Below are 12,852 nucleotides of genomic sequence, written 5' to 3' on the forward strand. Positions count from 1 at the left end.
AGCGGCTTCTGGAACTAAATTGTCGACATAAATACTTGTAGTTCCATAAGTGGCTGTAATTCCACCAAATCCAACTTTTAAACCGTTTAATCCAATTGATACAAATACTCCATTTTCTTGCTGCATTGAAAAATCAGCTGTTACAGTATTTGATTCAGATTTTCGAACCGCTCCTAATTTTACATCTTTATTTTCGTCTGCTTCAATCCCGTCAATCGTATCTACTTTACCGAAATCAGTTGCGTTTCGTCGTGCTGATTTACCTTCGTTATCTATTACAACAACATACGGATGACTTTCTACTGTTGCATCTTCTGTTGGGATTACTACATAATCAAGATCATTTATTCCTAATTTATTTTGCCATTGTGTAATATTTTGAGCCGTTAACGAAGTCGCATCGTTTGTAGCGTATTCAGAATGCGTGTGATTTTCTTCTGCTTTTCCATCAAGTAACCCACCAAGCCCATTAATAGAACTAATTGGCAAAGATTCTGATTTATGCCAATAACTTTCCCACGTTGACCAGAATTGATTTTGTGTAGGTTTCAAACCAGTTTTAAACCAGTTTTTAATCGTATTTATATCTGTGTAATTTAATGCCATAATCTATCCTTTATACATTATTTTCGCCAATACATAAAAAGGCGGTCTATTTTCGTGGGCTTGACTACCACCAATTTCGTCGATTTCTATATTATGAGAGTGTGAACCTGAACTAGATGTCATCCCTATAGTTGCGTTTAGATTATTGACTGATGCTGACAATGAATAACCGTTCGCATTAGAACCATCCCGAAAGAACGGAACTATTGTAGAGCCCGAATTCGGTACTCTATAAGCATTTGTTTGCCCATCATTTGTAAACATATTATGCGAATGAGAACCTGCATCAGAAGTACTACCACTATGTTTATGTTTTGGCATTTGCTCAGTAGTCAATGTAACTTCTTTTGCTCCGCCAATCTTACCAATAGTATCGTAATCTTCTATACGATTATCATAACCAACTACGAACAAACCTCGTAAATCAGGTGTGCCGTTTGTTCCGTCGCATAATTGATAACCAGCAGGTATATCTTCAGTCTTTCCGTAATAATCCAAAACAATACAACCTACAGGCATCAATCGTTTTTGAATTTCTTTGATTGACATTGTTCGGTGAAAGTCTGTCCAATTGTATGAAGTTCCTGCACCCGCACCGAAAGTTGCGTAACGAGTGACTAAAACAGGTTTACTATTCCCATTCTCAAAAACACGACTTTCAGATACTTCAACAATTCTAACAACATTTTGTTTTAAAGCTCCTTTAAATGGTAATAATTCGCCATTGATATAAACTAAGCCATCACTAACATTATTTCCATTTTCTAAACAGCCTTTTACTATTGCCAATGGAGCAATGATTTCGCCTAATTGTTGCGTAATTTGATTGGCTTTTTGTCCGAAATCAAGAATATTGACATCGAGTGGAAAACCTTCTGTTTGATCGTATATTACCTTATCCATTGTTTATGATTTTATAGCGTTTTGAAGCGAGTTTGTACCTATTTATAAGTGCTTCTAATTTGTATTTGTTTTGTTCGATATTAATTTCGACAGGCACGACAACAAAAAAGTCGATACCCGTGTCCGCATAATCTGTGGCTTGACGAATGTAGAGTTTGCCCAATTTGACTGGCTTCTTTTCGCCAAGTGTGTACACATATTTTCTTTCGTAGAGTTGTCCATCAGTTATTTTAATTCTTCTTTCTAAATCATCAAATTCATCGTTGAGAATTTTTCTTAGTTTGCAGACTTGTGAGTTATGATTTAACCACGTTTCGTCTGCTGTTTTCTTCACTAGCCACGCATTATGTAACTTAGTTAATTCGTTTGAGAAAAGCGATATAAAAGCAATCATTCGAGGTTTGCGCAAAAACGTTGGCAACAACTGAATAACTAACTTATCAAAGGAAATTTTAAACCACATAACGAATATTATCAAAGGATTCTACTTTAAAATATCCACTAACAGGAATAGCTTTTACAGCAATACCAATCGCATCACCATAACTATTCGTGTTCTCATCAATCCATGATGTAGATGCGCTCATTATTGTTGGAATCAAAACCCCTTCAACTTGTTGAAGTTTATCAACCAAATGTGCAAGAACCAACTCTCCGTTGAAAGGCAATTCTTTCATATAAGCTTTAATTGCATCCACAATAGGATAATTTGCATTGATTAAATGTTGACCATTCGCAGATAAAACCAACGGATCATAATTGATTTGCAAGTCCAAAAACAACTTATCAGCTTCGTAATTGATAACCGTGAGCTTAACGCCTGCATCTCGAATTTCCTGCATATATGTTTTAAATGATGCTACTTGTTGCTCGTTTAATCGATTTAATTCGCCATCCGTTTCGCCAGCAATTTTCACAATCAAACGACTATCATTCTCAGCTTCTACAACCGCTGCATATTTCACAATTTTTGATTCTGAAATTTGTTCAGTTGTATAATTTGTGTTATTGAATTCGTCCGAATCAACCACTAAATCAAATCCAAATTGAAACGCCAAAGCTTTGGAACGGTACCATCGTGCTGTGTGTGCTTTTTCCTCAGTCAACTTTTGTGTAACATCGCTGTAATGCTTGTCTAATATCACTTCAAAAGCATAGATAGCTATTGACATGATGTCAAACAAAACACTTTCAAAACTCACTTTCGAAAATTGATCTTCAAATGATTTTGATTGATCTAAACCATATATTTTGGCAAAAGTTTCGTTTGCAATGAAACTTTTTGTAATTGCTAACTTTATATCACTGATTACTCTCATTATCTTACTATAAATGTTGATTCTATAGCCATTTTTCCGATTCCTAAATCTTCTGGTATAACTTGATTAATATCAGAAGTTATTTTAGTTGCGATTAACTCATTCGTCAAACCTTCAACTATGCTATTTTTCAATATTTGAGTTCCTAAAATTTCTTTACCAATTGAGACATCATCAGTAATTGAAACATTATTTAAAATTGCCATTTCAAGCAAACTTTCGACACTTCCTGTTAGCTCCAAAGTCTTATCTATAAAACTTTGTCCTTGCTGTACTTTACTCGTATTCTGCATCTATTGAAAAGTTTTTAAGATTATAGAAATCTAAATGTTTGACATTTAAACCATCTGAAGCGAAATGCTCGCGTATTTTATGACGATATTCTAATAGATTTTCACCCAACAAAGCATCACCAATACCAACACCAAGCAATGGATTTAACTTATATTCACCTTTACGAGCGATAAGTATACTGGCTTCATTTTGGTGTTGTGTGGATCCGAAAACCAAACCACTCAAAATCTGTCCATTTTCATCACGAACAACATCTATTTTCAAATCGAAAATTTCGCCTTGATCTTGATTATCGATATACTGTATACCTGTCGCTTTACTTTTCATATTATTTAAGATTACCTTCAAAAGTTCCTGTAACTACACCACCTGTTGCTGACGTTAAACCAGTTTTATACACTATTTCTGCATCTTTTACATAAACATCAATAACGCTAGCTAAACGCTCTGCAAATTCCTCAATTGAAGTTTCTTCACGCTTCATCATATCTTGCATAATAGTGATAATATTATTTTTTAGATCTGCTTTATTTAATGCCATTTTAAGAAGGTTTTAAAAGTTGTTTAAAATCTTTTTCAAATAGTTCTACTCGAGCAATTGTATCGGGTAAAGGTGTCCCAGAAGGCCCCACAGCCGTGTAAACTTTTAATTGTTTAACTATCGTTGCTAAGTCTGTCATCAATTGATATAAATTGACTTCATTGTTTTTAACGATTAGTTTACCATCTTTTCCATCCAGTTTAATTGTTAGTCCGTTATGATGATACTCAAACTCTTCAACTTCGTTGATTTTCACTACTTGCAAAGAGTTTAAAGTACCATCAACACTCAACAATGTAACAGGACTTCCAATTTTAGGGCGTTGCACCATAAAATTGTCGTTATTTTCTACTTGCGTTTTTAGCAGAATATTATCTATTTCTAAATCGCCAATTTTTGCAGAAATTGTAAAATCATCCACTTTTGTAACTATTGCTTGAATAGGCAAATTTGGGACTGCACCGACTATGTCTCGAATCAATCGTTTTACTTCTACAAAATCCATTAGCTTAATTTTATTCCTGGTGTTATTGTTCGAATTCCTCCACTTTGAGAGAAATTTACTTTTGTCGCTTTCACATAATAAAACCCATGCTTATAAGGGTAATCTTTATCACGAATTTCAGCGGTATATGTTGGCTCACAATATGGAATTAACCATGCTGTTAAATCACCTTCGTAAGCATCTTGTAAACGATTGGTATATTCGTTTTTTGCGATTATTATAATTCCCTCTTTACCAATAGAAGAAACTTTTTTTGTAAGTTTCTCACCACCTGTTGTCCCAGTTGTATAACTGATAACTTTTCCGTTTGCATCAACAGATTCTACTGTTACTTCAATTTTACGATCTTCGGATGTTTTATATTCTAAAGATGATTTTTCGACATTTTGATGCAAATCATAAATTACATCTCCACTCTTTTCTGTAAATGGAGGATGAATGTGTAATGTCTTTTTTTCGGTATCGAAATAAATATTAGCACTTGTTTCTTCCTGTAGTTTTTTAAGCACTTCATAAGCTGTTGCTTGATGAATAACAAACTTGTCAAACGTAATATCATAATCACAACTTATTTTATAATCAACTCCTAATTGAGAGATGAGATACTGAGCTATTACAGATACTTTTGTTTTGATTAACTGTACATCTTTTACGCCTTTACGAAATAAGAAAAGCGCATCTTCGCATTCAAATCGCAAACTCGAATCATTCGTATTAATCTGACGAACATAGCCTGTAAATTCTTTTACAAGATTTCCATTATAACCTAAATAAATATGCACCTCCGAACCTCGTTTTATTTTTTTCTGCAAATCAAAAACAGTGTTCAACATCGCTTCTGGCAAAATAATAGTAGCCGTATCGACAAGATTTTCAACAGATTTAACTATCTCGCATTCTGCCAATATTCCCAATTGAAATTGTTTTTCATCTGTAAAAAATCGGATGTCCCAATCTAACTGATACATTACTTTTCAATTAAAAGATTAAATTCAAAATCGCTAACAGCTTTGATCTCGTAAGCTTGTACATTTTCACCTTTCGTAAAAGGAAAATTCATTGTCTCAATCACAATTCTATTGATATTCAAAATCTGCAACGGCTCACAATTCACCTGTAAAGCTTCACCACTTAACAGATAATCACGTAAACGTTCCATATCTTTTCGTGGATAAGTTTCTTCAACTTTTCCACGTTCTTTTAAACCAAATAAAGTTCCTGTAATTGTTATATCATAATCGTCAGCCGCCCAGCGTTCTTTTATTGAACCAATATTTGATTTGCCCTGTTTTGCTACATATCTTTTTGCGATAATATTTTTAGCTTCTATATTTATCATTGGCTCCCACGGTAATAAGAACCATGACTTGTCAGTTTCTTTTTTAAAAGAAAAAGGGAAAAACTGATTTTCTTCGCTGATTGGTTTAGGACCATTCCAAACTTCTTGTGGTTCAAAACGTTCTGCATCACGTACAACAACTTCGTTTCGAATTGGCAAAAAAGGGATTGGAACACCTACATGTGTTTCTAAATAATTTTCAACTTTTTCAAAGCGTGGAATTTGCTCGACTACCTTAGAACCTAGTAAACTCGCAATCAACATATTTTCGTTTGTAAATCTCATAATTAAGCACCTGCTGTAGTTGCCATTGCCAAAACACGCAATAAAGCATCAGTTGTTTTATTTTGTAATTGATTAGATGAATCGTCAGAATTTTCGCTATTAATTGTTAATCCTTTGATTAAAGCATCAAGATTAATTGTAATGTAATTTGATTTAGAACCTCCTGTTGTAGTAGCTTGATTAGTTTTTTCAGCACCTTTTTTACCTTTTTTACCATCAAGTTTAGTATCTACAGTTCCAGTTCCTAAACCTGTCTTAGGCGGTGCGATACCTCCACCAGTAGTAGAACCTCCCATACCTAACTTATCGCGCATTTTAGTAACAACATTACCTAATGAACGATCAGAATTCCAAGAAAGAGAACCAGCCGCATTTTTAAAAGCTGTACCACTTGCAACCGCGTTATCTTTAACTTCTTTCCAAGAAGATTTTATTTTTTCTTTCTGTGTATCAACATTATTATTTAATGCATCAATGATTGCATTATTTTGAGAACTATCACCTAAACCAATTGCATTTTTGAATTTGTACCAAGCAATTTGAATTTTATTGATTCCAATCATAATTCCTCCAACCATTGTATTGAATTGTGCTTTTACATAACTTACATAAGTTGCCCAAATCAGTTTTGCACCTTGTACAGTATATTCCCATGCTTTGCCCCAACCATCAACTTTATAAATAACATATCCAATTAATGTAATTAAGGCAATAACTCCAGCGATGATTAAACCAACAGGATTCGCATACATTGCTGCATTTAAGTTCCACCATGCAGTTACTTGTGTCCACAGTCCACCTGTTGCAATAAAATCCCACGCCGTTTTTATTTTTTGAATCGCAACTGCCGCGCCCATTCCAATAACATAAGCACCAAGAACAGTAACTAATCCCCACATCCATGGGTTACCATCTTTTATAAGTGTAAACATTTTACCAAGTCCATTAGCTGCAAACTCTATGAATATATTAGCGACTTCTAAACCTTTTGTGGCGATAGGTCCCAAAACTTGATATAACACTAAGAGTTTTTCATTAACCAAATCTTGAAATTGAGCCCATTTACCACCAAGCGTTTCACCTTGTTTTTTTGCCATTTCATGGAACTGTCCGCCAGCTCCAGTTGCAGCGTAAAATGCATCTTCAACCATTTTAGAAGAAATAGAACCATCTTCCATTTCTTTCTTTAATTGTCCAATTGATTTACCTGTTTTCTTTGATATTTCATTCAAAGGATTAAAACCAGCATTAATCATCTGTAACAAATCTTGACCTTGCAATTTTCCTGTACTCGACATTTGAGCAAAAGCCAATGTTAATGAATGCATTTTATTAGCATCTCCCATCGCTAAGTCACCAATAGATTTCAAGACAGGCATTACTTTTTCACCAGCGATACCGAAACCAAGTAATGTTTTTACATCTTCGCCAAGTCCCATTTTATCGTATGGTGTTTCCATACCATATTTTGTAATATCAGCGACCATCTTTTGTGAAGCTTCCTTTGATCCTAATAAAACTTCAAATGATGTATTTTGTAAATCTTGCTGAATACCTAAACTCAATGATTTTGCGCCAATAGCCCCCGCGACAAACAATGGATTGGTTAAGACTTCACCAAAAGGTGCAGATTTCAACGCATCCATTAGACCGCCAACCATTCCACGACCACCTGTATTTTCAATACGAGAAATCTGACGTTCTAACAATTGCATTTCACGATTGTAGCGTTGAATATTTTGAACATCAGATGTACGAATAAACTCGCGTTGACCTCGTAATTGTTCTAATTTTTGACGTAATATATTAGCACTTGCACCAGCCTCACGCATAGCACGCGAACCATTCAACGTATCACGTTGTAATTGGTTTAGCGTATTATTTGTCGTACGTGTTGAACCATTTAATCGGTTTAAAACGCTTGACATTTGATCGCGCAATTGGATAGTATATTGCAGTAAATTACTCATTAGGTCTTATTTGCTTTCGCCTCTTCTTGACGAATCCATTCTAATTCTTTCACTTTACGAGCCCACTCATTTAGTTCGAGCTCATAAGGATTGATATGTAAATAATATTGGAGGGAAATGTTGTGTTTACGAAATTCTTCAACCCATTCAAAAAGTAAGCGCATATATCTTTGCTCACTTACTTTTTTCGATTGAACAGGTGCACTGGCTAATTCGTCAGGCGCAAGCTCACGCCAGCCAAATTCGGCTTGCGCTAAAGCTTTTCCACAGATGCAGTTGCTACCTCGATGATTTCTGCCATTTTTCCAGACATACCAACTAAATCTTTATAGTTCTTCTCATCTTCGAATTTATCACCTTCAACTAGGCAAGTTCGATATAAAGCAATATTATAAGTCATTAATTGACCAGATGACAATAAACCTTGTAAAGCTTCTAATTCTTTTAATGTTGGTTTACGAACGATAGATTGTGCACCACTATCTGACTTAATAATAAATAGATTTTCGCCGTGTTTAACTTTCAAATCAGCGATTTTTTCTTTTGTAAATGACATAATTGTTGAGTATTAAATTTGCACGATGACAAGGATTCGAACCTCGAACTACGGTTTTGGAGACCGTTATTTTACCAATTAAACTATCAAAGTATTTTTTTAAAGTGCAGCACTAAAGCATAAATATGAATAATGGGACACTAAGAAAAAAAGGCTTTTACATTGCTTTTAAACAGCAGTTAAAAGCCTTTTGGATATTAAAAAAAAGTGTTGTTATTTAAGATCTAAAAACAAGATTGGCAATTTAATTTCTTTGAATTTATCGCCTTGCGCCCAATCTTTTTCAGCTTCTGTAAATTGAATACCGAAAAGCTTATCAGTCTGAATAGCATTTCCCTCTGCTGGGTTTCCATAACAAACAACAGCATCAAGACTTAATCCCATGATTGAACCTCCACCTGCTTTTTTCAATGCTTCATATTCTGATTGTAATAGAGCGATTTCACCATCATACGCATCATTTCCACTTTGAATAGCTATAGGCTTACGACCTTTTGCATAAACAGGTTCTTTTTCGCGAGCTTCTTTATATTTTACTGCTCGAATTTTTGTCAGATCTCGACCGCCTAAAATGACCGTAATATCTGCCCATTCGTATTCTCTACTGTTAAACATGATTTTTAATTTTGAATTTCATAACCAACTAAAACATCAATCCATCTGTTGTAACCCCATGGACGAATACGTACTACCTCAGAAAGTTTTGAGTTTTGAACAATTTTTTGTGAAGCATCGACAAAACATTTTACACCATAATCGCCATCAATATTTTGAAGATCATCTCCGATCGTTGCAATGATTTTCGATTCTACAGCTTGTTCGATAGATTTCGCATAAGCTGCGTTAATAGTACCGTCTGCATTTACAGGAACTTCATCCAATAAATAATCAAGATTCGCTTGATATGCTAATCTGTACGCTTCGTTGATTGTACGTCTACGAGATAAATAATGGTAATCATTATCCTCAGCACATGCCAATGGATCATCAATAAAGTAATAACCTGTACGCCCTTGATGCGTTACAAATGTGATGTAACCTTTATCGTATAATGCTTCTGTATCATAATTTTCAACAGGTGTATCATTGATAAATAATTCAGTTGCAGACAAAGCCCCATTTCGAAGCTTACCAATGTTTTCACGAACATAAGATCTCGCGATACGCCCACCAATTACACCAATTGCAGATCCTTTACTTGCGGTTGTTCCTGTGCGAGTTTCAGTATCACCAATTAAAATTCCTACAGAATCATATTCGTAAGCTGTCAAATCAGTTAATTCGACTTTAGAACCTGAGAAATTGTAACCTTCTAAAATCGTGAAGAAAGGCGCATACTTTTTAGCAGAATAATTTTCGAACAACAATTGCGCAGCATTTGCAGCTTCCAAAACATCAGCATCCATGCCACCTGTAACAGTTGAGACAACAGAAACATCTGGATCAAAAGAAGTGATTAAACCTCGAATATCTCCATTTGCAGCATTTAATAAATTTTCTGCTGGCGAGAAGTCTTGAACACCCGCTTTAAAGAAATCTGATAACTTTGATGTTTTGGGAATACCCATAACATAAAGCTCAGTTCCTTCGCCAGCTTCATCGTAAAACTCAGAAATCGTTTTATACAATCGATGATTATCGATAGAATCGACTAAACCTAATTTCTTTGCATCATTAACCGATTTAATCGAGTATGGTGTGTTTAAAACAAACGTTTCAGCAACTCCAACCGCACTGGCTAATAATCCAAGTAAACCAACAGCCAACGGCGCAACTGCGCCAATTGTTCCGTTGTCAAATTTTGTATTAATCTTTGGTCTCATCTTCAGAATCTTTATTAGTTTCATCAGAACCTTCTACAGATCCTAAATCATCAGTTGACTCGTTTAATTCTGCAAACTTCTTTGCATAAGCCTCTACAACAGATTTACGCTCATCATCAGCAAAAACTTCTAATGCTTCAACTGTTGTAGCTTCTTTAATCAAAGCGATAGAATCTTTCGCATTAATTGCATATTCTCTCACTTCTTTTGTTGTTTTACCTTCGATTTCTTCGATAGGACGCTCAACTGTTTCTACTTTTTTATTATCCAACGTTTTCGCATGATTACGTGCGTCAGATTCTTGAAAAAAAGGTTGTCCATCCGCAGTCTTGTAATAGACTTGAAGTGCTTCGTATTTTTTAAAAATATCTTGTGACATTGTATTTTTTTTGAAATTAATTAACTCTTAATTGTTTGTATTTCTTCAATTCAGTTACTAAATAGCGGTTTTCTTGTGCCAAATCCTCAAATTTCTTTTCAAGGCTTTTTAATTCAGTTTTTACCGATTTTAATTCATTCTTAGCCTCTGTTAATTCATCAATAGCTAAGCGATGTTTTTCGGTAGCATCCGCTAATTCATTAGTTGCGTCTTTCAATCTCTTTCCTAAATCATCGACCATTTCACGATAATACTTAACAGATTTTTCGACTACATCCAATTCAGAGGCTTGTGTTTCGGCAAGATTTTTACGTCTTGCCACAAACCACCCACCAACACCTGTAACGAGAGAAAAAATACCTGTGATTAGTATTTCGTTCATGGTGTTATGAATTGATTAAATAATTGCTCCTAACCATTTCTTTTCAACAGGACAAGCAATAAAGTAGTGACGGTAAGCAATCACATTCGTTTGATTTTCTGGATCAATAGATGAATCACGGAAATATTGCTTTGTTTTACCTGTTTTTTGAACCGAATTAGACAAAGAAAAAGCTACAGTTGCGCGCGCATCTGTTACGTCTGGAATAGAGCCATAGGCTTTTTTTACACCAGCAGTGGTAAAATATGGATTACCTAAATATGTGAACACATTAAACCCTGAAATTACTGGAGCGGTTTCGCCTGTATTAATATTTGATAATAAATTACCATATCGCTCACGATCTAACAATAAAGCATTATGATCGTCAGAAGACAACACCAAAACACGTCCTTCCGCAGGAACTTGTAATTGATCGAACTTGTCTTTTAACGCAACAATTGACTTGTAGACATCGTTTGCATTGTCAGATTTTTTAACAATCGGTGTTGTAGCTGTATCATTATCTGGAGCTAATGCATGAATAGCAATTTGATACTTACTTTCGATGATATTTCTAACGTGTCCACGTGTTGTTGTATCAATTTTAGAATAAGATGCTCCTTCAATCTGATCATCAGACACTGATGTTGGTTCTGTTTGGAATTTTCTTAATCGAAGTGTTACACCTGTATCATCGTAAGACACAACTTGCAATGGGTAAGTAGTATTATCAATTAATACTTTTGGATCAACCAAAGCAATAGGTATGTGAATCAAATTCTGCTCACTAGCAGAGCCTTCTCCCATTACTGTTACTTCTACATCCAATTCTTCTACACCTTTCAACCAAGGTGCATTAGTTAAAGATGTCAATCTTTCGCGAACTATTTTTGACCACGCTTCTGGAAAATTTGCTGGCATTTTATTTCGTTTTTATTATTAATTACTCAGTGATTTTTTTATACTCATCTGGGAAATTCGTTTTGAATTCCATTTGAGCGGTAAATGATAACTTCAAGAAATCATCAAGACTTTGAACAGTTGATGCACCTTCTGTCTCAATTGTTGCAGATAGATTTTGTTTACCTGCTTTCTTTCCAAAAATTTCTTGGAATAATTCAGGTTTTAACAAGGCTAATTCTTGATATTCGGCTTTTTTAGTTGCATCGATTTTACCAGCCTTTACAGCTTCATCAACTAATGATGCCGCTAATTGAATTTTTTCAGCTTTTTGAGCTTCATTCAATTTTTCATACTTCTCTTTGTAAGTATCTCGTTCTGTCTTAGCTGAATCTAAATCAGCTTTTAATTTTAAAATACCCGCTTCAACTTCATTAGCTGTCAACTCTTTTGCTTCTGAGTAGCCCAAAGCGATATATGCAGCCGTAGCTGATAATAAAATCTTGTTCATTGGATTATGATTTTTAATTTGTTTGAATAGTTCGTTTTCTGCCTCAGAAGTCATATTTTCAGTTGAAGCAAATAATTTGATTAAAGCTTTGGCATTGTTTGGAATTGCTACAATTGAAGCCTCGTAAACCTCTCCACGCATTAAGACTAATGTACCAGAAGGTTCTACCATAAAGTTGTCGCGAGTGATTGGATCTACACCCAAAGAACATGCACGAACAAAACCATCTTCTACTTGTTGAGCGACTTTTTTACCCATTTCAGACTTCAAGTCAAATTCAGGTTCTGCGGTTAATAAATGTCCTTCGATTTGAATATTAATCCATCGACCAATTACACCAGAAATAGAATTAAAATGCTCACCTAAGATGACAGGATTAGCTTTGAATCGTTCCAGATCAAGTCCCGCATTTAGAATACGGAAACCTTTCTGGTTAACTTTTGTTTCATCGTTTAATATGAATTTTACTTTTGACATTCTTTCGATTATTGACCACAAAGATTAGCGGTTTACGAATCAATCAAATGCAAGTTGTAAACTAATAAAACACTACTGTT

At 34.7% G+C, this 12,852-nt stretch carries 18 protein-coding genes, 1 tRNA gene and 1 pseudogene; all 20 read right to left on the minus strand.

Going from position 1 to position 12,852, the window contains the following annotated elements; all coding sequences use genetic code 11:
• A pseudogene (locus N5D90_RS00005) lies at positions 1–606 on the minus strand (hypothetical protein); the annotation flags it as partial.
• A gap of 3 nt (positions 607–609) precedes the next feature.
• Positions 610–1,509 (minus strand): hypothetical protein, encoded by a 900-nt coding sequence (locus N5D90_RS00010; protein ID WP_280061114.1) that lies wholly within the window; start codon positions 1,507–1,509, stop codon positions 610–612.
• Positions 1,502–1,987, minus strand: a complete 486-nt coding sequence (locus N5D90_RS00015; protein ID WP_280061115.1) for a hypothetical protein — start codon at positions 1,985–1,987, stop codon at positions 1,502–1,504. Before N5D90_RS00015 ends, N5D90_RS00010 begins: the two co-directional genes overlap by 8 nt.
• Entirely contained in the window at positions 1,962–2,828 is an 867-nt protein-coding gene (locus tag N5D90_RS00020) for a nucleotidyltransferase (RefSeq protein ID WP_280061116.1), read from the minus strand. Before N5D90_RS00020 ends, N5D90_RS00015 begins: the two co-directional genes overlap by 26 nt.
• Positions 2,828–3,121: a hypothetical protein gene (locus tag N5D90_RS00025; protein ID WP_280061117.1), complete on the minus strand. Its 294-nt coding sequence runs from the start codon at positions 3,119–3,121 to the stop codon at positions 2,828–2,830. Before N5D90_RS00025 ends, N5D90_RS00020 begins: the two co-directional genes overlap by 1 nt.
• Entirely contained in the window at positions 3,105–3,449 is a 345-nt protein-coding gene (locus N5D90_RS00030; protein ID WP_280061118.1) for a hypothetical protein, read from the minus strand. The genes N5D90_RS00025 and N5D90_RS00030 overlap by 17 nt, the downstream gene beginning before the upstream one ends.
• Before the next feature lies 1 nt (position 3,450).
• Positions 3,451–3,663, minus strand: a complete 213-nt coding sequence (locus N5D90_RS00035) for a hypothetical protein (RefSeq protein ID WP_280061119.1) — start codon at positions 3,661–3,663, stop codon at positions 3,451–3,453.
• Position 3,664: 1 nt separating this feature from the next.
• Positions 3,665–4,168, minus strand: coding sequence for a hypothetical protein (locus tag N5D90_RS00040; protein WP_280061120.1), 504 nt, complete (start codon positions 4,166–4,168; stop codon positions 3,665–3,667).
• The gene (locus N5D90_RS00045) at positions 4,168–5,136 is read right to left on the minus strand and encodes a hypothetical protein (RefSeq protein WP_280061121.1); all 969 of its coding nucleotides are present in this window, start codon (positions 5,134–5,136) and stop codon (positions 4,168–4,170) included. Before N5D90_RS00045 ends, N5D90_RS00040 begins: the two co-directional genes overlap by 1 nt.
• Positions 5,136–5,792, minus strand: a complete 657-nt coding sequence (locus tag N5D90_RS00050) for a DUF6046 domain-containing protein (protein ID WP_280061122.1) — start codon at positions 5,790–5,792, stop codon at positions 5,136–5,138. Before N5D90_RS00050 ends, N5D90_RS00045 begins: the two co-directional genes overlap by 1 nt.
• A gap of 2 nt (positions 5,793–5,794) precedes the next feature.
• Positions 5,795–7,762, minus strand: a complete 1,968-nt coding sequence (locus N5D90_RS00055; protein ID WP_280061123.1) for a tape measure protein — start codon at positions 7,760–7,762, stop codon at positions 5,795–5,797.
• Positions 7,762–7,926, minus strand: a complete 165-nt coding sequence (locus tag N5D90_RS00060; protein ID WP_280061124.1) for a hypothetical protein — start codon at positions 7,924–7,926, stop codon at positions 7,762–7,764. The genes N5D90_RS00055 and N5D90_RS00060 overlap by 1 nt, the downstream gene beginning before the upstream one ends.
• Positions 7,927–8,015: 89 nt before the next feature.
• Positions 8,016–8,318 carry a hypothetical protein gene (locus N5D90_RS00065; RefSeq protein ID WP_280061125.1) on the minus strand — a complete coding sequence of 101 codons (303 nt, stop codon included), beginning with the start codon at positions 8,316–8,318 and terminating at the stop codon, positions 8,016–8,018.
• A gap of 22 nt (positions 8,319–8,340) precedes the next feature.
• Positions 8,341–8,406: transfer RNA gene (locus N5D90_RS00070), tRNA-Trp, on the minus strand.
• A 125-nt stretch (positions 8,407–8,531) separates the two neighbouring features.
• Positions 8,532–8,933, minus strand: coding sequence for a hypothetical protein (locus tag N5D90_RS00075; RefSeq protein WP_280061126.1), 402 nt, complete (start codon positions 8,931–8,933; stop codon positions 8,532–8,534).
• A gap of 5 nt (positions 8,934–8,938) precedes the next feature.
• On the minus strand, positions 8,939–10,141 hold the full coding sequence (locus N5D90_RS00080) for a DUF2586 family protein (protein ID WP_280061127.1): 1,203 nt from the start codon (positions 10,139–10,141) through the stop codon (positions 8,939–8,941).
• Positions 10,125–10,520: a hypothetical protein gene (locus N5D90_RS00085; RefSeq protein WP_280061128.1), complete on the minus strand. Its 396-nt coding sequence runs from the start codon at positions 10,518–10,520 to the stop codon at positions 10,125–10,127. Before N5D90_RS00085 ends, N5D90_RS00080 begins: the two co-directional genes overlap by 17 nt.
• A gap of 16 nt (positions 10,521–10,536) precedes the next feature.
• Complete coding sequence (locus N5D90_RS00090) at positions 10,537–10,902, minus strand: hypothetical protein (RefSeq protein ID WP_280061129.1); 366 nt, start codon at positions 10,900–10,902, stop codon at positions 10,537–10,539.
• Positions 10,903–10,917: 15 nt separating this feature from the next.
• Positions 10,918–11,805 carry a hypothetical protein gene (locus N5D90_RS00095; protein WP_280061130.1) on the minus strand — a complete coding sequence of 296 codons (888 nt, stop codon included), beginning with the start codon at positions 11,803–11,805 and terminating at the stop codon, positions 10,918–10,920.
• Between the two features lie 22 nt (positions 11,806–11,827).
• On the minus strand, positions 11,828–12,772 hold the full coding sequence (locus tag N5D90_RS00100) for a hypothetical protein (protein ID WP_280061131.1): 945 nt from the start codon (positions 12,770–12,772) through the stop codon (positions 11,828–11,830).
• Positions 12,773–12,852 lie beyond the last annotated feature (80 nt).

The organism is Empedobacter sp. GD03797, assembly GCF_029842105.1.
In the GTDB taxonomy this organism is placed as follows: domain Bacteria; phylum Bacteroidota; class Bacteroidia; order Flavobacteriales; family Weeksellaceae; genus Empedobacter; species Empedobacter falsenii_C.